The organism is Bacteroides fragilis (assembly GCF_019583405.1).
In the GTDB taxonomy this organism is placed as follows: Bacteria; Bacteroidota; Bacteroidia; order Bacteroidales; family Bacteroidaceae; genus Bacteroides; species Bacteroides fragilis_B.
On sequence record NZ_SZUU01000012.1, the window covers coordinates 82,589 to 105,444 of the forward strand.

The window sequence follows — 22,856 nt, forward strand, 5'->3', positions numbered from 1 at the left end:
ATATAAACAGGCTAATTAGTACTGAAAAATCTGTTGAAGTATGCTTGGAAAGTTGAAGCTAACTTTTTTGTATTGTTCATATCCTGTTGCTCTTATACCTTCATTTGAATAATGCAAGAATTAGTTTTCAAAATATATGCTGATTCTTTTGACAGGTTTTAAACCGTTATCAACACCTATGTTAACAAGAAAAGAATTACTTTTGCAACATACTAACAGAAACGACATCATCATGCGAAAATTGAAAATAACCGAGCTGAACCGGATAAGTATAGAAGAGTTTAAAGAAGCTGATAAATTGCCTTTAGTTGTAGTGTTGGACGATATACGGAGTTTGCATAATATCGGTTCTGTGTTTCGTACGGCAGATGCTTTCCGGATTGAATGTATTTATCTGTGTGGAATTACGGCTACTCCTCCCCATCCCGAGATGCATAAGACAGCTTTGGGCGCCGAGTTTACAGTGGATTGGAAGTATGTTAATAACGCAGTTGAAACGGTTGATAACCTCCGGAGTGAAGGATATGTGGTATACTCTGTCGAACAGGCGGAAGGGAGTATCATGTTGGATGAGTTAACACTGGACCGTTCGAAGAAATATGCTGTAGTTATGGGAAATGAAGTAAAAGGAGTGCAGCAGGAGGTTATTGACCATTCGGATGGCTGTATTGAGATTCCCCAATATGGCACAAAACATTCATTGAATGTATCGGTAACAGCAGGAATTGTGATTTGGGATTTATTTAAAAAGTTGAAGTAGACTATTGATGACCTGTTAATAAGAAAGGTGTGTCGAAACTTGTATTCACCGCAGAGTATCATGGATAACTATCATTAGTTAACAATCAATTAAGTTCAGTCTATGTTCTGTGGTGAATTAGGATATATTCTTTTGAGTTGTAAGAATCTACACTGTTTACAATTGTCCGCTTTCTACCAACAGTATCACTCGTTCGGTTAACTTATCTTCTCCTTCGGGGTCATATTGTTTTTTCAAACTGGCTCCGAAAAGAGCGGCAAATGTCTGATAGAATCCTGCTTTAAAAGGTCCCATAAATGCTTTTACCAGTTCATAAGAACTTTGATGGCTTTGCCGGTCTATCAGCTTTATCAACAGTTTGCCTTGTGCAAAAGAGAGCTTTTTCATTCGTGGAGTATATTGCTCCTTCAGTCCTTTTTCTACCCGTTTGATATGACGTTGGCGGGCTTTTTCGTTGGGCAGGGTCTGTAAGTATTCGTAAGTTTCAATGATGGTGCGGTTAATTTCTCTGGCAATGGGATACACTTTCTTCACGTTTCTCACCAATTTATAATATTCCATCTGCTCTTTTCTGTTTCTGAATTTTAAAGGCTTGAATATATGAATGGTCGGAATCTGGAAAGCCGGGATTGTATCACCATTATACACACACATAGGTACCAGGTATCCACCGAGATTTGTTTTTTCCTGTGCCAGTGATTCGGAAGAAAACAATACGACGATAGATAACACCAAAAGTCCTATGGTAAGCCTCATATTCATTTTGCAAAAATAAAGGATTAAATTTATATTAATGATTTTCCTTGCAGCATTAACCTATTTAAATTATCTTCGACAATTCGTTTGCTATTTAAAACACAATAATCACACTCGATATGAACGAAAGCATATCTATATTGGGTATATTCCTACTTGTTAATATAATGTTGATAACTTCTACTTGCCATGCTCAGAATCGTTCGGATTATCCTTGGGAAGAGGTGATGGAAAACTTGTCTATATCCGATGAAGAAGGAGATACACGTAATTGGGAGAATGAATTGGAGGAATTAACCGATCTTGTTAACAACCCTGTTAATATAAACTCTGCCACCAAAGAGCAGCTACAGCGGTTTCCTTTTCTTAATGATGTTCAGATTGAGAATTTACTTGCGTACATTTATATTCACGGATCGATGCAGACTGTCTATGAACTTCAGTTAGTGGAGGAGTTGGATCGGCAGACTATTCAATATCTGCTTCCTTTTGTCTGTGTAGAGCCTGTTGATAAGAAAGAGTCTGTTACGTTAAAGCAGATTTTAAAATATGGAAAACATGAAGTGGTGACTCGTATGGATGTGCCTTTGTATAGGCGTAAGGGATACGAGAAAAATTACCTGGGTCCTGCTGTTTATAACTCGGTGAAATACGGATTTCATTATCGGGAAAAAGTTTATGCAGGCATAGTTGCCGAGAAAGATAGCGGCGAACCTTTCGGAGCTTTACATAATAAGCAGGGATACGATTATTACTCTTTCTATCTACTCCTTCATGATATAGGAATACTGAAAACGGGAATTGTAGGAAACTATCGGTTGAATTTCGGTCAGGGACTGGTACTCGGACAAGGTTCTATGTTTGGAAAAACAGCTTATTCTTCGTCTTTCACTTTCAGAAATACAGGGATACGCAGACATGCTTCTACCGATGAATATAATTATTTCCGTGGGAGTGCCATAGCTTTAAAATGGAAACAATGGACACTTTCCGTATTTTATTCACATCGTTCGTTGGATGGAGTGATAAAAGACGGTGAAATTACCTCGATTTATAAAACAGGTTTACACCGAAGCAAAAAGGAAGCTGATAAAATGAATCAATTGGTTATGCAGATGGGCGGAGGAAATATCAGCTATACCGGGAATAGTTATCAACTGGGTATAACCGGTGTTTACTACTGTTTTAACAGGTCTTATGAACCGGAACTTAAAGACTATTCAAAATACAATCTGCATGGTCGTTCTTTTTATAATCTGGGTATGGATTATAAATATCGTTTTCATCGTTTTTCTATACAAGGAGAAGCAGCTTTGGGGATCAGTGGCATGGCTTTTATGAATCAGGTACTTTATTCTCCTTTACAAGATATACGGTTGATGTTGGTTCATCGTTATTATTCCCATGATTATTGGGCTATGTTTGCTCATTCATTTAGTGAAGGAAGTAGTGTTCAGAATGAAAACGGATGGTATTTAGCTGCTTCTGTAAATCCTTTCAATCGCTGGACGTTTTTCATTTCCGCCGATCTGTTTTCTTTTCCTTGGTGGAGGTACCGGATAAGTAAGGCTTCGAAAGGAGTGGATCTGTTCTTTCAGGCAGATTACGTTCCGTCAAAAACGGTTGATATGTATGTGAATTACCGTTATAAACAGAAAGAGCGTGATGTGACCGGTACGAAGGGAAAAGTGATTCTGCCTACCTATCATCACCGGTTGCGTTATCGTTTGAACTATTTACCCTGTTCTTCGTTATCTTTCCGGACAACTGTAGATTATAACCATTTTCATTCATCCGGGAAAACGGCGGGGAAAGGTTATCAACTGACGCAAAAGGCCGGATGGAAACTTTCCCGGTTGCCTCTGACAACAGAATTGCAAGGTAGTTATTTCCATACAGACGATTATGATTCACGTATTTATATCTACGAGAAAGGGTTGCTGTATTCTTTTTATACTCCATCTTTTCAGGGAGAAGGTATTCGACTGGCTATTCATTTTCGCTATGATATGAACAAGCATTGGACAGCAATTGCCAAGCTCGGACAAACTACGTATTTTGATCGTGATGAAATAGGTTCCGGCAACGACCTGATCAGGGGAAATAAAAAAACGGATATACAAATGCAGCTGCGTCTAAAGTTTTAGTAATTTTGTAGAAATTCAAAACAGTTTCTAAGATTGAACGATTAAACAGAATTAAGTATGACTATTATTTTTCCTTCTCCCATATTCGGACCGGTTCATTCACGCCGGTTAGGGGTCTCACTTGGAATAAATTTACTTCCTTCCGACGGAAAAGTATGTTCTTTCGATTGCATTTATTGTGAATGTGGTTACAATGGCGAACATCGTCCTAAATCTTCATTACCGACCCGCGAAGAAGTCCGTATGGCTCTGGAAGATAAATTGAAAGAGATGAAAAGTAACGGACCTGCTCCCGATGTACTGACTTTCGCCGGAAACGGTGAGCCGACTGCTCATCCTCACTTTCCGGAGATTATCAAGGATACACTTGCTTTGCGTGATGCTTACTTTCCGGATGCAAAGGTGAGTGTGCTCAGTAATGCTACTTTTATCAACCGTCCGGCTGTATTCGATGCATTGAATAGGGTGGATAATAATATTTTGAAGTTGGACACGGTGGATGAAGAGTATATCCGGACTGTAGATCGTCCGAACGGACGATACGATCTGAATGGAACAGTCGGACTTTTAAAAGCTTTTAAAGGCAATTGTATCGTGCAGACTATGTTTATGAAAGGAAAATATAAGGGGAAAGATGTGGATAATACTTCTGACAAGTATGTACTTCCCTGGCTGAAAGTCGTGAAGGATATCGCCCCGAGACAGGTGATGATTTATACGATCGATCGGGAAACTCCCGATCAGGACTTGCAAAAAGCTACTCATGAAGAGTTGGATCGTATTGTGACCCTTCTCACGAAAGAGGGGCTTTCGGCATCTGCTTCTTATTGAGAATTATTCTTAATATGTCATTTATAAACAGATTTTAATAGGATGAAATCAATTGATATCAACGAACTTACTGATAATTTCTTTGAGTCCATCAGTAAAGAATGGATGCTGGTAACTGCCGGTAATAAAGATGCGTTTAATACCATGACCGCCAATTGGGGAGGTATTGGTTTTTTGTGGAATAAACCAGTGGTTTATGTTTTTATTCGTCCGGAAAGATATACGTTCGATTTTATACAAAATAACGATTATTTTACTCTTTCTTTTTTAGGACAGGAGAATAAGGCCATACATAAAATATGCGGTTCTAAGTCGGGACGTGAAGTAGATAAGATAAAAGAAACCGGATTAAAGCCAATTATTACGGATAAAGGTAATATTCTGTTTGAACAGGGAAGACTTAATATGGAATGTCGGAAAATGTACACAGATGTGCTGAAGAAAGAAAATTTTCTGGATCCGTCTGTCTATGAACAGTGGTATACTACCCATGGAGGTCTGCATCATGTCTATGTGGCAGAGATTACAGGAGTGTGGATAAAAGAGTAAATTTTAAATCATTTGAACCTATGAAAAACAATTATCTGATATGTTCCCTGCTGTTTACCACGGGTATGCAGAATGCTTGGGGAGCCCAAGCGACAAACCATAAAACAAATCCGGATAAAACGAAACCCAATATTATTCTGATTTTGTGTGATGATATGGGATTTTCTGATTTATCGTGTTATGGGGGAGAAGTGCATACGCCCAATATTGATTTCTTGGTGGAAAACGGAATACGTTTCAGCCAGTTTAAGAACACAGGGCGCAGTTGTCCCAGCAGAGCTGCTTTGTTGACAGGCAGATACCAACATGAAGTAGGTATGGGTTGGATGACTGCTGTAGATGAACATCGTCCCGGATATAGAGGTCAAATATCAGAGCAATATCCTACTATCGCAGAAGTGTTTCGGGAAAACGGATATCATACTTATATGAGTGGTAAATGGCATGTTACCGTTGACGGTGCATTCTCCAAGCCGAATGGAAGCTATCCGGTTGAGCGGGGATTCGAAAAATACTATGGTTGTCTTTCTGGAGGTGGAAGTTATTATACTCCGAAACCCGTATATTCCGGGTTACAGCATATTGCAGAGTTTCCAGAAGACTATTATTATACCACAGCCATTACCGACTCTGCCGTTAGTTTTATCCGTCAGCATCCGGTTGATGAGCCTATGTTTATGTATTTGGCCCACTATGCCCCTCATTTACCTTTGCAGGCTCCTAAAGAAAGAGTGGACGCTTGCCGTGAAAGATATAAAGTGGGATATGATGTGTTGCGTAAACAGCGTTTCGAGCGCATCCGGAAAAATGGTTTAACGGATTCCGAAAAACAGCTGCCGGTATTTGAGAGGGAATTCAGAGGAAAACGGCCGGCCTGGGATAGTCTTACTCCGCAGCAACAGGAACGTTGGATTACGGAGATGGCTACTTATGCCGCTATGATTGAAATTATGGATGATGGTATTGGAGAAGTAATAAAGACCACTAAAGAAAAAGGTATATTTGATAATACCGTATTTTTATTCTTAAGTGATAATGGAGCCACCAATGAAGGTGATCTGATCACACAGCTGCGGGCTGATTTGAGCAATACTCCTTTCCGCAGTTACAAACAATGGTGTTTTCAGGGAGGTACCAGTTCACCTTTGATTGTAATGTATGGAGGCGGGCAACCTGATGGGAAGAAAGGAGTGGTTTGTCATGAATTCACTCACATTATCGATCTTTTTCCCACTTGTCTGGATATAGCTTCTGTGAAATATCCCCGGGAGTTTAGGAATCATTCGATTAATGCTCCGGAAGGTAGAACCATTTTTCCGGCATTAAAAGGAAAGAAGCTACCGAAAAGAGATTTGTTTTTCGAACATCAGACATCTTGTGGAATCATATCCGGGGACTGGAAGTTAGTCAGGGCCAATGGTAAGCAACCCTGGGAGTTGTTCCATTTATTGCAGGATCCGTTTGAGCAAAACGATTTGTCTGCCAATTATCCGGAAAAAGTAAAAACACTGGAGAAAAAATGGGATGAATGGGCAGAGAAGCAACACGTATTTCCATTTGAATACAGGCCATGGACAGAACGTATCAATTATTATAAATCGCTGTATCCCGATCAGTCCGGGAAAGATTAAATACTTGAGTAAAGTAAGTAAGAGGAGTTGTATCAAAACTCTTTCACCATAGATTACACAGATTATCATAGACTAAGAATATTACTTTAGATTTACTCTAAAGTTACTCTGTGTCCTCTGTGGTGAGTTTCGATACATCCTCTTATATTTTCTTATCCGGAAAAGTACCTTTCCTTTATTGAAGGAAGGAAGTTAAACCAGATTTTTTCTTTTCAAATACATCCAATATCCTGTGATAGGTAATGAAGTTCCTATCAAAGCAGCAATAAAGGTGATGATTTTTGAAAACATTCCTGCATAGGTTCCGAAATGTAAGGCACGTACTACTTTCCAGACGGGAGCCCCCCGTTTTACTTCCACATCAAAGATAAAACTTACTACATCTCTGTACCATTGAAAGGACCACATTAATCCGGTCAGTGCACATACCAGCAAGATAAGTGCTCCATAGAATCCCAGTACGGAGTGTAGATCGAACATGAATCTCCGTTTTCCTCTTTGGTGTTCTATTGTCAGCCGGCTTTTTTCCCATTTGCGTGGCCAGTAAACTGTAAGCCCGCTGATCAATATAAAGATGAAAAAAAGAGTGGAGATGCCTACTATCATTTTGCCTGTCGTTCGGGTATCATCCATAAGCCACCGATGCAGCTTCATCACTATCATTAACGGACTTTCGCGGATAGATTCATATCCCATCATTGCCAGGAGTTCCTCTTTGAATACGAGGATGGCACCTGTAAAGCAAATAATACTGATCAGAATCCCTGCCGGAAGGGAGAGCCAAAGATGAATATAACGGCAATATCTTTTTATCTTCATTTAAAAACGGTAAGAGATTATTGCTGAGAAATTACGTGGATCGATCTGGTTGATGTATCCTCCACGATAGTAAGAATTATATCCTAATGCGTCGAACAAATTGTTCAGGTATACACGGGCAGTAAACTTGTGGATACTATAGGCCAACTGGGCGTTTATTGTAGTATAACCGGGCATGTCAAAAGGCTTTTCGTTGGTCATGGAACCGTGTCCGTCCGGTTTGATTGCAAAATCATTCACAGGACGTTTACCTACGAAATAGACTCCTATACCGGCTGATAGTCTTTTTAATACTCCTTTGTCGAATCGGTATTGAATCCATCCGTTAGCAGTATGTTTAGGGGTATTCATCGGGGCTGAACCATTTTTAAAGGCCGGGCTGTTTTCGTATTTTGCATCCAGATAAGCGTAACCCATCATTACTTGGAGGTTTTCGAGTATACTTCCGCTTAATTCGGTCTCGATACCTTTTCTTTTCAGACTTCCCGCTTTATCAAAATAACCGGTAGGTTGAGTAGTTCCCGGATGATAAGTACTATAAGAGAGGTTTTTAGTAAGGATATCGAAATATGTCAGATTAAAGCGCAGGCGGTTATTCAGCCAATCGGACTTGATGCCTACCTCAAATTGGCGGGTATTCGACGGACCTATTTCGTCTCCGTTCTCCATTCGTCTGGCTGCATGGAGGAGGCTGGTAGTGGTTGTATATGAACCGAACAGATTAATGTTCTTTATAGGAGTCAGCATGATGCCCAACATCGGATTCCAGGCATCTCCGGTAGTGGGACCTGCACTTGTATCGTCCTGACTGCTGATATAACTGTACCTCAGTCCCAGGATAGCCTTTATATACTTATTAAAAGTCATTACCTCCTGTGCCATTATTCCATAACTTGAAGAATTGGATTTTACCGGGGTCTCGGGAACAAATTTAACCGCGACAGGTAGCACATTCGAGATGCTCGGGGCCAGTACATTGATAGTGTCTATATTGACAGGGGTATAATTGGTGATCGACAGATCGGTGTTTTTGTAGTCGAATCCCAGTTGGAATGTATGTTTAACAGGACCGGTGAAAATGTCTCTGCCGATAAAGTCAAGCTGGAAAGTTGAGTTGCGGTCATCGCGTAATGAACGTGAAATTGTTCTTCTACGCATGTTATATTCTTTATTGACCACGGTTTTTACGGAAGTACTTGTATTATCCACTTTATATGAAGAGCCGAAGTATGCTGCCCGCACACTGATATTATCTGTCAACTGGCGGGTGATGCGTGCGGCATAAGTCAGCGTCTTGTTGTTTACATTATCGTTTTTGAATCCCAGGAATTTGTTGTGTGGCATGTCGTAGAGATTCTCTTCCGTATCTTTCGATAAATTGACTGAACTGGTATAAGGAGTACGGTTATCATTCAGGTAATCCATTTCTACGGTAACGCTTGTTTTGTCATCCGGACGCCATTCTAATGAAGGGTTGATGTATACTCGATTGGAATGGATGACCGGGCGATAATTATCCGAACGTTCGAAGGCACCGTTCATACGGAAAGCAATCGTCTGATTTTTATCCAGAACGGACTGTACGTCGAATGTGGGGCGGAACAATCCCCAGCTGCCTGCCCGTAAAGATACTTCTCCTTCATTGGTGAACTTGGGTGTTTTGGTTACTACGTTGATTACTCCGCCTGCACTTCCGAGGTCGTTTCCGATACCTTGTGTGACGGCTGCGGAACCTTTGATGACCTGTATGCTTTCTACTCCCTGCATTTCGGATAAAGCAGAGCCGGTACGGAAATCGGAATCTATCCGGACTCCATTCTTTAGAATAGGTACTCCCCGGTATCCGCGGATGGACATACTTTCTCTTACTCCGCCATACGATCCGAAAAGAGTAACTCCAGGTACATTTTTTGTAACATCGATTACGGTGAGTGCTCCCTGTTCGGCAATCGATTTTTCTGAGATTACAGAAATACTCTGTATCTGTTCACTGGGGCGTAATGGCATGCGGGTGATGGCATCCAGTTTTTTCGGTTGTTTATATCGTTCTCCGAATACTTCTACAGTCGATAGCAAATTCTCATCCGGTAAAAGTGTAAAAGAGAGCTGTGCTGCACTTTTTGAGGTGAGATCGACTGTACGGGTTTGAGTGGCATACCCCACAAAGCTGATATTTATCTTGTAAATTTTGCGTGCCAGATTACGCAGAATAAAGCGCCCTTCACTATTGGTTGTTGTTCCGATGGTAGTTCCTTCTATTTGGACAGTGGCCGAAGCCAATGGCGTATCAGTTTCGTCATAGACTACTCCACGGATGGTAGGGACTCTATCGACTGACTCTGGTTCTGTGGCAAAAAGTAACGATGGGAATATTAGTAAAACTAATAAAATCAGGGTACTATAAATTTGCTTCATACATTCAACAGCATTAAATTAATATTAAAATTTAGTGAGCCGCAAAGGTACGTGTACATAAAAGTGTGTACAATACCTATAAAAAGGTATAATACAATGCAGAATCCATAGAATTGGTGATTTAAAAATAAAGAAAGCGGATGAAAGTGATCATTTAGTCACTTCCATCCGCCTGTTGTGTGCAGATAGTATCAGATTATTAATTCATAATTTCTTTGGCTCTGTCCAACGCTACATTTATGTTCGGACAGATATTTTGTTTTCCCAGTAATTCATAGAAACTGGATTTCTCAAGTGTATTGTGTACTTTCTCGTTTACTCCCGAAAGTACGATAGTGATCTTTTCTTTTTGGGACATTTTACAAAGGCTGGTCAGGTTATGAATACCGGTTGAATCGATAAATGGAACTTTACGCATACGTATGATACGTACTTTGGGGCGGTCGCCCAACTGTGCCATTGTTTCTTCAAATTTGGTTGCAATGCCGAAAAAGTACGGACCATTAATTTCATATACCTCCACTCCGGTAGGTATTATCAGGTGTTCTTCGCGCACGGCGATGTCCAGTTCGTCATTCGGGTCAATTTCATCTTTAATAACAGAAATTTCGGTCGTTTCCATTACACGGCGCATGAACAGGATGCAGGCAATCACCAGGCCTACTTCGATGGCGATAGTCAGGTCGAAGATGATGGTGAGGAAAAAAGTGATAAGCAGTACTGTTACATCCGATTTGGGATTTTTCAGTAATGCCTTGAAAGTGCGCCATTCGCTCATGTTATAAGATACGATAACCAATACTCCTGCCAGACATGCCATTGGGATGTACTGTGCCAAAGGCATCAGGAAAAGGAGGATCAGCAATAAAACTACAGCATGGATTATACCGGCCACCGGTGTTTTACCGCCATTATTGATGTTTGTCATTGTACGGGCGATGGCTCCGGTAGCAGGAATACCGCCAAATAACGGTGTAATAAGGTTGGCTGTTCCCTGGGCAATCAGTTCGGTGTTCGAATCGTGCTTATCGCCCGTTACACCATCGGCTACGGTTGCTGACAATAACGATTCGATTGCTCCCAAAACGGCAATGGTAATAGCTACCGGGAACAAGTCCTTGATGGCCTCCCAATTGAGTGCAGGCATGGTTGCGTCAGGTAATTCGGATTTGATTGTAAAACGGTCGCCAATGGTATCGATGGTGTCAATACCGGCGTATGTTTTCAATAAATATACTACTATTGTTACTACAATGATGGCAATAAGGGAACCCGGAATTTTCTTTGAGAACCGGGGGGTAATGGCAATAATTATGATACTGGCAATACTCACAATAGTGTTCCACCAATTGATTGTATCGAAATGGCGGAAATAAATCATCCATTTCCCGATAAAATCTCCCGGTACTTTCTCTCCACCGAAGTTCAGTCCGAATATGTCGGCAATCTGGGTCGTAAAAATAGTAACGGCTATACCGCTGGTAAAACCTACAATGATCGGATAAGGAATAAATTTAATGATTGCTCCCAGTTTAAAAACTCCCAATAAAATCAGGAGTATGCCGGCCATTAGTGTAGCTACAATCAATCCTGCTTCTCCGTATTGCTGGATGATACCATAAATGATAACAATGAATGCTCCGGTAGGTCCTCCGATCTGTACTTTGCTTCCTCCGAGCAAAGAGATGATGAATCCTGCAATGATGGCTGTAATAATTCCTTTTTCGGGCGATACACCTGATGCGATACCGAATGCGATAGCCAGAGGCAGGGCTACAATGCCTACAATAATACCTGCCATCAGATCTGACATAAACGTTTCCTTAGAGTAGTTTTTCAAGGTCGAGAATAACCTTGGTTTGAAATCCAACACTTTCATTTCCTTCTTTTACTTATATATAATGTGATAAATGTCGCTATAATTTTCGTTTTGCAAAGTCGAGGTTGCAAAATTACATAAAATAAATGGCAATATGATGTTTTTGAACACCTTATTTATTTTTGATCAGTTTTATCTATGCTTTTATAGATATTATTAATGAATATAATTCCGGCTTTTGTGAACTAATTCCTTATATTTGCGTTATTAATAAAAGCAAGTAACCGACAAACGTAATTACCAATCTAAAATATATCAGATTATGACTAAAAGTATTAAAGGCACTCAGACAGAAAAGAATTTGCTGACATCATTTGCAGGTGAATCACAGGCAAGAATGCGTTACACTTATTTCGCAAGTGTGGCTAAAAAAGAAGGTTACGAACAGATTGCAGCTATCTTTACAGAGACTGCCGATCAGGAAAAAGAGCATGCAAAACGTATGTTTAAGTTCCTTGAAGGAGGTATGGTTGAAATCACTGCAAGCTACCCTGCAGGTGTTATCGGTAATACTCTTCAGAATTTGCAGGCTGCAGCAGCAGGCGAACACGAAGAATGGTCTTTGGATTATCCGCATTTTGCAGATGTTGCAGAACAGGAAGGTTTCCCAATGATTGCTGCCATGTATCGTAATATCTCTATTGCAGAAAAAGGGCATGAAGAAAGATACCTTGCTTTCGTAAAAAATATAGAAGTTGCATCTGTGTTTGCTAAAGAAGGCGAAGTCGTATGGCAGTGTCGTAACTGTGGTTATATTGAAGTGGGTAAAGAAGCTCCTGAGGTATGTCCTGCATGTCTGCATCCACAAGCATATTTCGAAATCAAGAAAGAAAATTATTAATAGAATCAGACTGTATTTTGCAGAAAGGTGGAGCTATATTCTCAAATAGCTCCACCTTTTCTTTTATCTCCTTGCTGGATTATTTTTTCTATTTACCGGCATGTGGATAATCAATTGTATAGTGAAGACCACGGCTCTCTTTACGCTCCATAGCCATGCGCATTATCAGGTAACCCACATTAATCATATTACGCAGTTCACATATTTCTTTAGATGCCACGCTTCGTTTGAACAGGCTTTCAGTCTCTTCGTATAAGATATCCAGACGATCCCAAGCACGTTTCAACCGGAGATCGCTACGGACGATACCTACATACGTACTCATGATTTGATTCACTTCTTTCATGCTTTGGGTAATAAGTACCATTTCTTCGGGTGAGCGGGTACCTTCATCATTCCACTCCGGAATTTCTTCGTTATAAGAATATTCGTCAATTACCGATAAGCAATGTCTGGCAGCGGCATCCGCATAAACCACTGCTTCTATCAATGAGTTTGAAGCCAACCGGTTGCCACCATGTAAACCTGTACACGAACATTCTCCGGCGGCATATAGCCGTTCAATAGAGGATTGACCATTCAGATCTACTTTAATACCTCCGCAAAGGTAATGAGCCGATGGTGCTACAGGGATATATTCTTTGGTAATGTCGATTCCCAGGCTAAGGCACTTCTCGTATATATTGGGGAAGTGTTTTTTAGTCTCTTCCGGATCTTTATGAGTTACGTCGAGGTAGACATGGTCGTCTCCACGATTTTTCATTTCATTATCGATAGCACGTGCTACGATATCACGCGGTGCCAAAGACAAACGGGGATCATATTTCTGCATGAACTCTTTCCCGTCCATGGTACGAAGTACACCGCCATATCCCCTCATTGCCTCGGTGATAAGGAAAGAAGGACGATCGCCCGGATGATAAAGCGCTGTCGGGTGGAATTGTACGAATTCCATATCTTTTACGGTTCCCTTTGCCCGGTATACCATGGCAATGCCATCTCCGGTTGCTACAAGCGGGTTGGTTGTAGTCTGGTAAACAGCTCCTACCCCGCCTGTTGCCATTAATGTCACTTTGGCCAGATAAGTATCCACTTTACCTGTTTTAGGATCGAGGATGTAGGCTCCATAACACTGGATATCCGGTGTTTGTCGAGTGACGGTTACTCCTAAATGGTGTTGGGTCAGGATTTCGATGGCAAAATGATTTTCGATTACCGTTATATTCGGATGTTGTTGTACCGCTTGAATCAGGCTGTCCTGAATTTCAGCGCCGGTATTATCTTTATGATGCAGGATACGAAACTCCGAATGGCCTCCTTCCCGGTGAAGATCGAACTCCCCTTTTTCATTTTTGTCGAAGTTTACCCCCCAACTGATCAACTCTTGTATTTGCGCAGGAGCTTCACGTACGACTTTTTCTACGGCGATACGATCGCTGATCCAGTCACCGGCAATCATTGTATCTTCAATATGTTTCTCAAAATTGTCGACCAGCAGATTGGTCACTGAGGCCACTCCTCCTTGGGCAAAATAAGTGTTTGCTTCTTCCAGCCCGCTTTTGCAAACAAGGGCTACTTTTCCTTTATGTGCCACTTTTAGGGCAAAACTCATTCCGGCGATACCAGAACCGATTACGAGGAAATCGAACTTTTTAACCATAAGTTTCAGTGTTTATCACCGCAAAGCTACGAAATAAGTTTTTTCGTTGTACTTTTCGTTGCCATTAATTCATAAATTTACTAACTTTCCGCCAAAAATCTGACAAAATGAACCGTATCTTTCATGCTCGCATTGTCTGGTATCAATATTTCCTGCTGGTTGTATTGGGCGTTAATGCTTTTGGTTTCTTATGGTGTAAGAATATTATATTGGCTACTCTGATGATGTTGTTCCTGATTGTTATTATCGAACAGATCATACATACTGTCTATACCGTTACTACAGACGGTGTTCTGATACTCAATTATGGTCGCTTTATCCGTAAGAAAACCATTCCTATTGCAGAAATTACTTCTATCCGTAAGATCCATTCCATGAAATTCGGAAGTTTCGCAGTAACGAATTACTTATTGATAGAATATGGAAAGGGAAAATATGCTTCTGTGCTTCCGGTGAAAGAAAAGGAATTTGTAGAACTGATTGAAAAAACAAGAAACTTAATTTAGTGAACTATGAGATACCAGGTTATTATTATCGGTGGAGGTCCTGCCGGCTATACGGCTGCCGAGGCTGCCGGAAAATCAGGACTGAGTGTGTTGGTTTTTGAGAAACAAAACTTAGGAGGCGTTTGCCTGAACGAAGGGTGTATACCCACAAAAACATTACTTTATTCGGCAAAAACCTATGATGGTGCTAAACATGCGTCAAAATATGCTGTGACGGTTCCGGAAGTCTCTTTTGATCTTCCTAAGACTATTGCTCGTAAATCGAAGGTGGTGCGTAAACTGGTTTTAGGGGTAAAATCGAAGTTAACGTCCAATAATGTTACTATTATAAGTGGAGAGGCAATCATTTTGGACAAGAATACAGTCCGTTGTGGTGAAGAAACTTATGAATGTGATAACTTAATTCTCTGTACAGGTTCCGAAACTTTTGTTCCTCCTATTTCCGGAATCGATAATGTAAACTATTGGACACATCGTGAAGCGTTAGACAATAAGGAATTGCCGGCTTCACTTGCCATTGTGGGCGGTGGAGTGATCGGTATGGAGTTTGCGTCCTTTTTCAATAGTCTGGGTGTGAAGGTGACCGTTATTGAGATGATGGATGAAATTCTGGGAGGCATGGATAAAGAGCTTTCTGCCTTGTTGCGTGCTGACTATGCAAAGCGGGGCATTCAGTTCCTGTTAAGTACCAAAGTCGTTTCATTGGCACAGACGGAAGAAGGTTCTGTGGTTTCTTATGAAAATGCTGGGGAGACAGGAAGTGTAATTGCCGAAAAGCTATTGATGAGTGTAGGGCGTCGTCCGGTGACAAAAGGCTTTGGACTCGAGAACCTTAACCTGCAACGGACAGAACGCGGAAATATTGTAGTAAACGGGCAAATGGAAAGTTCATTACCCGGAGTGTATGTCTGCGGTGATTTAACCGGGTTCTCCCTATTGGCACATACCGCTGTTCGTGAAGCGGAAGTAGCCGTACATGCAATTCTTGGAAAAGAAGATAAGATGAGTTATGCCGCTATCCCCGGAGTAGTTTATACTAATCCGGAAATAGCCGGTGTCGGCCAAACGGAAGAATCTCTGACAGCAAAAGGCATTGCTTACCGTGCCGTAAAGCTTCCGATGGCATATTCCGGACGTTTTGTTGCCGAGAATGAAGGAGTGAATGGAGTATGTAAGGTGTTGCTTGGCGAGGACGATACCATTCTGGGAGCACATGTTTTGGGTAATCCTGCTTCTGAAATTATCACGTTGGCAGGGATGGCTGTAGAAATGAAGCTGAAGGCAGCCGAGTGGAAGAAGATTGTTTTTCCACATCCTACGGTTGCCGAAATTTTCCGTGAAGCATTGTAAGAGTCGCAAATTGCAGGTTACGGGTTATAAGTGTCATGCAGATAAGCAAGCAGTTGCCCGTAATCCGTAACTTGCATTTTGTCACTCGTAGCTTATAAGCATTATGAAGAAACTGAACTTATTTATTTTATTCTCTTTTTATTTTTCGATTATCACCTGGGGGCAGGCCAACTTTGCAGCGATTGATTCACTTGTTAAAAAGGAGTTGCCTCAAGGTTCCGAGGTTGGTATTTCCGTGTATGATCTGACTGCCCGGAAGACACTCTACACCTATCGCGATACCAAACTTTCGCGTCCGGCATCTACCATGAAACTTTTAACTACCATTACTGCACTTGCCCGGCCGGATGCAGATGAACCTTTTTGTACTGAGGTGTGGTATAAAGGTACAATAGAGCATGATACACTTTGCGGAGATATCTATGTGATTGGCGGGTTCGATCCGGAGTTTGATGATGAAGGAATGAATGCATTGGTAGAGGAAGTGATTACTTTCCCTTTCTCAGTGCTGAAAGGAAATATTTACGGAGATATATCGATGAAGGATTCTCTCTATTGGGGAAGCGGTTGGGCATGGGATGATACCCCCTATTCTTTTCAGCCCTATTTATCACCATTAATGTATCATAAAGGCATCGTAAAAGTGACAGCTGTTCCGGGGACAATACAAGGTGATTCGGCACGTTTAAGCTTTGAGCCGTCATCGTCTTATTATACTGTGACCAATGAAACTAAAACACGTACATCTTCTGCCGGTAAATTCTCTGTGTCAAGAGGTTGGCTGGAAAATAAAAATAATCTTATTGTCAGTGGAAATGTTGAGAATAGAAAAACAGGTGATATAAATGTGTATTCTTCGCAGGATTTTTTCATGCATACTTTTGTCGAACGTTTACGTAATAAAGGTATTGAGATTTCAGATCATTATGCTTTCGACAGCTTTCGTTCCGACAGTCTTTCTACTTGTATGGCACGTTGGGAGTGTCCGGTTCAGGATGTGATAGCCCAGATTATGAAAGAGAGTGATAATTTGAATGCGGAAGCACTACTTTGTCGTTTAGGTGCTCAGGCCACAGGTAAGAAGCAGGTTTCGGCTAAAGACGGAATTGAGGAAATTCATCGATTGATTCAGGATTTGGGACATGATCCGGATAACTATAAGATAGCTGATGGTTGTGGATTGTCCAATTACGACTACCTCTCTCCCGCCCTGCTGGTTGATTTTTTGAAGTTTGCTTACTCGCGGACAGATATTTTCCGGAAATTATATAAGGCTCTTCCGGTTGCAGGCATCGATGGAACACTAAAAAATCGTATGAAACAAGGGGCGGCGTTTAAGAATGTACATGCCAAGACCGGTTCTTATACTGCTATTAATACATTAGCCGGCTATCTTAAGATGGCCAATGGACACCTGGTGGCATTTGCCATAATGAACCAGAATGTACTTTCAGCCGCCAAAGCAAGGCATTTTCAAAATAAGGTATGCGAGATACTGGCAAACCATAAATGACGAACGATGAACCGACTGTGATTTCCGCAGTCGGTTCATCGTTCCCCGTTTATCGTTCATATTCTGCCCAGTTCACATTTTTCATGTTTCCGCTTTTAGCCAGTTCGGCGTGCATTCCCAAAGCGGCTTGAATGGCATGAGGAGTCTGTGACCTATTACCTGCCAGCTTCAGGTAATCCCATAGAATCTGTTTGTAATCCGGGTGTGCGCAATTCTCAATGATTGCTTGCGCTCTTTCTTTCGGGCTCTTACCGCGTAAATCGGCTACTCCTTGTTCGGTAATAATAATGTTGACGGAGTGCTCGCTATGATCCATATGAGAAACCATCGGAACGATAGAGCTGATCTTACCTTCCTTGGCCACTGACGGACAGGTAAAGATGGAGATATAAGCATTGCGTGTAAAGTCTCCCGAACCGCCGATACCGTTCATCATCTTGGTTCCGCCGATGTGGGTAGAGTTTACATTGCCATAGATATCCGCTTCGATGGCTGTATTGATAGAGATGATGCCTAAACGTCGAACTACTTCGGGGCTGTTAGAGATCTCTGACGGGCGGAGAATCAGCTTGTCACGGAAAAAGTCCATATCGTCATAAATGCCCTGCAGGCAATCGTTGGTTACGGTCAATGAACAGGCACTACCGAACTTTACACGTCCTTCGCGAATCAAACCGATCACAGAGTTTTGGATAACTTCTGTATACATTTCGAAAGCAGGGATTGTTTTGTCACGTCCCAATGCACCCAAAACAGCATTTGCAATGTTGCCTACTCCCGATTGTAACGGAAGGAAGGTAGAAGGAATAATGCCGCGCTTCATATCGGCAGCCAGGAAGTCGGCTACGTTCTGACCGATTTTATCGGTAATAGGATCGGCATCTGCAAACGAGCGAGCTTCATCGGGCCAGTTTGTTTCTACTATACCTACGATCTTTTTCGGGTCGACCTGTATATAGGGTTGTCCGATGCGGTCACTCGGTTTATAGATCGGAATTTCACGGCGATAAGGCGGATCGAGCGGTTCGTATACGTCATGCATTCCCATCATGTTTTTGCTGTGTGCACTGTTCAGCTCGACAATGATCTGATCGGCCAGACGACAGACAGTCGGAGCAATTCCGCCGGCAGCCGTCAGGTAAATTTTTCCATCCGGAGTTACTTCGCAGGCTTCGATAATGGCTACATTCACTTTTCCCATGAATCCATAGCGTACCTCTTGTGCCATTTGTGAAAGGTGAATGTCATTATAGGCAATCTCACCGTTGTTCACAGCTTTGCGGAAATCGGGGTTGGTGGTGTAAGGGGCACGATAGCGGATGGCTTTTACACGTGATAATATACCGTCACATGAATCGCCGGTAGAGGCTCCGGTAAAGATGCCGATTTGGAAAGGATTCCCTTTTGCGTGTTCCGCTTCCGCTATTTTTGCTATTTCGGAAGTAACCGCTTTGGCCGTTCCTGCGGGTGTGAAACCGCTGAGGCCGATGTTGTAGCCATGTTTGACAAGGCTGGCAGCTTCTGCTGCAGAAATGGATTTGAATGCCATAATTATAGTATTATTTTCGTGTTAGGAATAATTATTTCAATATTTTCTATTTAAGATCTCGGACCAGATAATGGCTTTTCGGGTGTCTTCGGCCGAATGAATGGTAAATTCCGGGTCGTTGGTCGGAGTCGTTTCTGTCTTTTGAGAAACTTTTCTATTGTTTTTTACTTCCACTTTCTGAGAAGTGGGTTGGGGATGTAATGGTTGGTATTTTCGCGTGACTTTCAGAACTTCCGGTTCTTCAGTATCCGGAATGGGTATGAAAGGCTTTTGGGCAGATCTTTCTGTTTTGTTCTTTTTGATCTGTCTGATAAGAGGTAATGCGAAAGCAGCCATAATGACGAGGACTTTTACAATATCATCCATAGTACTTTTATTTTCTACAGTCCGCCAAAGTTATACATTTAATCTGATTGATACCAATATTTTGGCATGAAAAAAGGGCAGCTTCACAGCTCCCCTTAATTTTTTTAACCTAAACCTTAACTATGAAAAAATCTAATGTTTCTTTCATTGCACAAATGTGTGAAATAAAATTAATAGTGCCAAATCCTTACGCCAAAAATGTTTGTTCTATTAACATAAATTATTCTTTTGACTCTAAATTGATAAGCTAAGGTGTTATTTTAGTTTCATTTTACAACTTTTTGAGGATGAAGCAGTATCTTTGCGGGCACAAATTTAAATTCTGAATTTATGAACGAATTGACGGGAGCGGACTTTAAATCCGCAACTGCTGATGACAACAAGAAGTTGTTTATCGAGACTTATGGCTGCCAAATGAATGTGGCAGATAGTGAAGTAATCGCCTCTGTGATGCAAATGGCGGGTTATTCGGTTGCCGAAACGCTGGAAGAGGCTGATGCGGTGTTTATGAATACCTGCTCTATCCGTGACAATGCCGAACAGAAGATTCTGAATCGCCTGGAGTTCTTCCATTCAATGAAGAAAAAGAAGAAGCATCTGATTGTAGGCGTATTGGGCTGTATGGCCGAGCGGGTAAAAGATGATCTGATAGAACATCATCATGTGGATCTTGTAGTAGGACCGGATGCTTATCTGACTCTTCCGGAACTGATCGCTTCGGTCGAGGCGGGTGAGAAGGCAATGAATGTAGAACTTTCGACTACTGAAACCTACCGGGATGTGATTCCTTCGCGTATCTGTGGTAACCATATCTCCGGATTTGTATCAATCATGCGCGGATGCAATAACTTTTGTACCTATTGTATTGTGCCTTATACCCGTGGACGTGAACGTAGCCGGGATGTGGAGAGTATATTGAATGAAGTGGCCGATTTGGTATCAAAAGGTTACAAAGAGATCACTCTGCTGGGGCAGAATGTAAACTCTTATCGTTTCGAGAAGGAGGGGGGAGAAGTAGTTACTTTCCCAATGTTACTTCGCCTGGTGGCTGAGGCTGCACCGGGAATACGTGTCCGTTTCACCACTTCGCACCCCAAAGATATGAGTGATGAAACCTTGGAGGTGATTGCACAGGTTCCTAACGTATGCAAACACATTCACCTTCCCGTACAAAGCGGAAGTTCGCGTATCCTGAAATTGATGAATCGCAAATATACGCGGGAATGGTATCTGGACCGGGTGGCGGCTATCAAACGTATTGTACCCGATTGCGGACTTACTACCGATATATTTTCCGGTTTCCATTCCGAAACAGAAGAAGACCATCAGGAATCACTTTCGCTGATGGAAGTTTGCGGTTATGATGCAGCATTTATGTTTAAATATTCGGAGCGTCCCGGCACTTATGCTTCCAAGCATCTGGAGGACAATGTTCCCGAAGAGATAAAAGTCCGTCGGCTGAATGAAATCATTGCTTTGCAGAATCGCTTGTCGGCCGAATCCAATAATCGTTGCATCGGTAAAACGTACGAAGTGTTGGTTGAAGGTGTTTCGAAGCGTTCACGCGAGCAGCTGTTCGGCCGGACCGAACAGAATAGGGTAGTGGTATTCGACCGCGGAACTCACCGGATAGGTGATTTCGTGAATGTGAGAATCACAGAAGCCAGTTCTGCCACATTGAAAGGTGAAGAAGTCTTCGGCTAATCCGGGTTTTTGTATATAAGATAAAAAAGGTGTAGTCATCCGGAAGGTATGACTGCACCTTGTTTGTTATATGGTTACATTGTTTTATCTTTGTGCGTACCTTAGAAAATAGAACACTATGAAGAACAAATTATTTATTTTATTTGCATTTTGTATTTCAGTTCATGTTTATGCTCAACAGTCTTCCAGGGAGATACCTTTAAAATATGGAGCTACCAACATTGGCAAACGTCAGGATGATGCTATGAAGCGGTTTCGCGACAATCGTCTCGGAGAATTTATTCATTGGGGACTGTATGCCATTCCCGGTGGCGAATGGAAAGGTAAAGTATATCATGGGGCTGCCGAATGGCTGAAATCATGGGCCAAAGTCCCTGCTGCCGATTGGCTGGAACTGATGAAACAATGGAATCCTGTTAAGTTCGATGCCAGACAATGGGCCCGGATGGCCAAAGAGATGGGAGTGAAATACGTTAAGATTACGACAAAACATCATGAAGGTTTCTGTCTCTGGCCCAGTCAATACAGTCAGTATACCGTAGCGCAGACGCCTTATAGAAAAGATATCTTAGGTGAATTGGTGAAAGCTTACAATGATGAAGGTATCGACGTACATTTCTACTTCTCGGTGATGGATTGGAGTCATCCCGATTATCGTTATGAGATTTCATCGAAAGAAGACAGTGTTGCTTTCAGCCGTTTTCTGACTTTTACCGATAATCAGTTAAAAGAATTAGCTATCCGCTATCCGACGGTTAAGGACTTTTGGTTTGACGGAACCTGGGATACAAGTATTAAAAAGAACGGTTGGTGGACGGCTCATGCCGAACAAATGCTGAAAGAGCTTGTTCCGGGAGTTACCATTAACAGCCGGCTTCGTGCCGATGATTACGGTAAGAGGCACTTTGACAGCAATGGTCGTCTTATGGGAGATTATGAGTCGGGGTATGAACGCCGTCTTCCCGATCCGGTGAAAGACCTGCGGGTGACTAAATGGGACTGGGAAGCTTGTATGACTGTTCCCGAAAATCAGTGGGGATATCACAAGGATTGGTCGTTGAGCTATGTTAAAACCCCGATAGAGGTGATCGACCGCATTGTGCATGCGGTGTCGATGGGAGGAAATATGGTAGTGAATTTCGGTCCTCAGCCCGATGGAGACTTCCGTTCGGAAGAGAAAGAGTTGGCGATGGCATTGGGATGCTGGATGAAGAAGTATGGTGAATGTATATATGGATGCGACTATGCCGGATGGGATAAGCAGGACTGGGGATACTATACCCGTAAGGGGCAAGAGGTATACATGGTTGTATTTAATCGTCCCTATTCGGGACTTCTTAAAGTAAAGGTTCCCAAAGGTACCGAAATAGAAAGAGCCGTTTTGCCGGACGGACAGGCAGTAAAGGTAACTGAGACTGCCCGGAACGAATATAATGTGGCCATGCCTTTGCAAGATCCGGACGAACCGTTTATAATCAAACTACAGGTTAAGGAGGCCTCCGGAGCAGCAGACGGATATCGGGACGCATTGACGTAACGGCATCCCGTCACGCTATGCACTTGCTTTAACGAACCATTAA

18 protein-coding genes are annotated in these 22,856 nt (G+C 42.0%); 11 read left to right on the top strand and 7 right to left on the bottom strand.

Annotated features, from left to right (window positions below; all coding sequences use genetic code 11):
* Positions 1 to 232: 232 nt before the first annotated feature.
* Positions 233 to 760 carry an RNA methyltransferase gene (locus FDF36_RS19405; RefSeq protein WP_005782842.1) on the top strand — a complete coding sequence of 176 codons (528 nt, stop codon included), beginning with the start codon at positions 233 to 235 and terminating at the stop codon, positions 758 to 760.
* A 156-nt stretch (positions 761 to 916) separates the two neighbouring features.
* Here FDF36_RS19405 and FDF36_RS19410 read toward each other — a convergent pair whose 3' ends face one another.
* Positions 917 to 1,516: a DUF4294 domain-containing protein gene (locus FDF36_RS19410; RefSeq protein WP_005822507.1), complete on the bottom strand. Its 600-nt coding sequence runs from the start codon at positions 1,514 to 1,516 to the stop codon at positions 917 to 919.
* A gap of 119 nt (positions 1,517 to 1,635) precedes the next feature.
* Here FDF36_RS19410 and FDF36_RS19415 point away from each other — a divergent pair, with 119 nt between their 5' ends.
* From FDF36_RS19415 to FDF36_RS19430, 4 genes are read left to right on the top strand one after another with little or no spacing between them, the layout of a single operon-like run.
* The gene (locus FDF36_RS19415; RefSeq protein WP_220392449.1) at positions 1,636 to 3,663 is read left to right on the top strand and encodes a helix-hairpin-helix domain-containing protein; all 2,028 of its coding nucleotides are present in this window, start codon (positions 1,636 to 1,638) and stop codon (positions 3,661 to 3,663) included.
* A 57-nt stretch (positions 3,664 to 3,720) separates the two neighbouring features.
* The gene (locus FDF36_RS19420) at positions 3,721 to 4,494 is read left to right on the top strand and encodes a radical SAM protein (protein ID WP_032535576.1); all 774 of its coding nucleotides are present in this window, start codon (positions 3,721 to 3,723) and stop codon (positions 4,492 to 4,494) included.
* Positions 4,495 to 4,536: 42 nt separating this feature from the next.
* Entirely contained in the window at positions 4,537 to 5,043 is a 507-nt protein-coding gene (locus FDF36_RS19425; protein WP_005782834.1) for a flavin reductase family protein, read from the top strand.
* A gap of 20 nt (positions 5,044 to 5,063) precedes the next feature.
* The gene (locus FDF36_RS19430; RefSeq protein WP_220392450.1) at positions 5,064 to 6,674 is read left to right on the top strand and encodes an arylsulfatase; all 1,611 of its coding nucleotides are present in this window, start codon (positions 5,064 to 5,066) and stop codon (positions 6,672 to 6,674) included.
* 192 nt (positions 6,675 to 6,866) lie between these two features.
* Here FDF36_RS19430 and FDF36_RS19435 read toward each other — a convergent pair whose 3' ends face one another.
* The 3 genes from FDF36_RS19435 to FDF36_RS19445 form a co-directional block, all read right to left on the bottom strand.
* Positions 6,867 to 7,493, bottom strand: a complete 627-nt coding sequence (locus FDF36_RS19435) for a PepSY-associated TM helix domain-containing protein (protein WP_220392451.1) — start codon at positions 7,491 to 7,493, stop codon at positions 6,867 to 6,869.
* Positions 7,494 to 9,908, bottom strand: a complete 2,415-nt coding sequence (locus tag FDF36_RS19440; RefSeq protein ID WP_220392452.1) for a TonB-dependent receptor — start codon at positions 9,906 to 9,908, stop codon at positions 7,494 to 7,496.
* Between the two features lie 199 nt (positions 9,909 to 10,107).
* A complete protein-coding gene (locus FDF36_RS19445; protein ID WP_220392453.1) occupies positions 10,108 to 11,787 on the bottom strand; it encodes a SulP family inorganic anion transporter in 1,680 nt (559 codons plus the stop codon).
* 262 nt (positions 11,788 to 12,049) lie between these two features.
* On the opposite strand from FDF36_RS19445, the gene rbr reads away from it, so the two are divergent.
* A complete protein-coding gene (rbr, locus tag FDF36_RS19450; RefSeq protein ID WP_005783570.1) occupies positions 12,050 to 12,628 on the top strand; it encodes a rubrerythrin in 579 nt (192 codons plus the stop codon).
* Positions 12,629 to 12,716: 88 nt separating this feature from the next.
* On the opposite strand, the gene nadB is transcribed toward rbr, so the two are convergent.
* Positions 12,717 to 14,288: an L-aspartate oxidase gene (gene nadB, locus FDF36_RS19455; protein WP_220392454.1), complete on the bottom strand. Its 1,572-nt coding sequence runs from the start codon at positions 14,286 to 14,288 to the stop codon at positions 12,717 to 12,719.
* A gap of 107 nt (positions 14,289 to 14,395) precedes the next feature.
* On the opposite strand from nadB, the gene FDF36_RS19460 reads away from it, so the two are divergent.
* From FDF36_RS19460 to dacB, 3 genes are all read left to right on the top strand, one after another.
* Positions 14,396 to 14,794 carry a PH domain-containing protein gene (locus FDF36_RS19460; RefSeq protein ID WP_220392455.1) on the top strand — a complete coding sequence of 133 codons (399 nt, stop codon included), beginning with the start codon at positions 14,396 to 14,398 and terminating at the stop codon, positions 14,792 to 14,794.
* Between the two features lie 6 nt (positions 14,795 to 14,800).
* Entirely contained in the window at positions 14,801 to 16,144 is a 1,344-nt protein-coding gene (gene lpdA / locus FDF36_RS19465) for a dihydrolipoyl dehydrogenase (RefSeq protein WP_220392456.1), read from the top strand.
* Between the two features lie 103 nt (positions 16,145 to 16,247).
* Positions 16,248 to 17,657 (top strand): D-alanyl-D-alanine carboxypeptidase/D-alanyl-D-alanine endopeptidase, encoded by a 1,410-nt coding sequence (dacB, locus tag FDF36_RS19470; RefSeq protein ID WP_220392457.1) that lies wholly within the window; start codon positions 16,248 to 16,250, stop codon positions 17,655 to 17,657.
* A 49-nt stretch (positions 17,658 to 17,706) separates the two neighbouring features.
* Here the strand turns inward: dacB and FDF36_RS19475 are convergent, their stop codons facing one another.
* Complete coding sequence (locus tag FDF36_RS19475) at positions 17,707 to 19,206, bottom strand: butyryl-CoA:acetate CoA transferase (RefSeq protein WP_220392458.1); 1,500 nt, start codon at positions 19,204 to 19,206, stop codon at positions 17,707 to 17,709.
* Positions 19,207 to 19,242: 36 nt separating this feature from the next.
* On the bottom strand, positions 19,243 to 19,572 hold the full coding sequence (locus tag FDF36_RS19480) for a hypothetical protein (RefSeq protein WP_220392459.1): 330 nt from the start codon (positions 19,570 to 19,572) through the stop codon (positions 19,243 to 19,245).
* 330 nt (positions 19,573 to 19,902) lie between these two features.
* On the opposite strand from FDF36_RS19480, the gene miaB reads away from it, so the two are divergent.
* The gene (miaB, locus tag FDF36_RS19485) at positions 19,903 to 21,276 is read left to right on the top strand and encodes a tRNA (N6-isopentenyl adenosine(37)-C2)-methylthiotransferase MiaB (RefSeq protein ID WP_220392460.1); all 1,374 of its coding nucleotides are present in this window, start codon (positions 19,903 to 19,905) and stop codon (positions 21,274 to 21,276) included.
* A 118-nt stretch (positions 21,277 to 21,394) separates the two neighbouring features.
* On the top strand, positions 21,395 to 22,813 hold the full coding sequence (locus FDF36_RS19490; protein ID WP_220392461.1) for an alpha-L-fucosidase: 1,419 nt from the start codon (positions 21,395 to 21,397) through the stop codon (positions 22,811 to 22,813).
* The last annotated feature ends 43 nt before the right edge of the window (positions 22,814 to 22,856 follow it).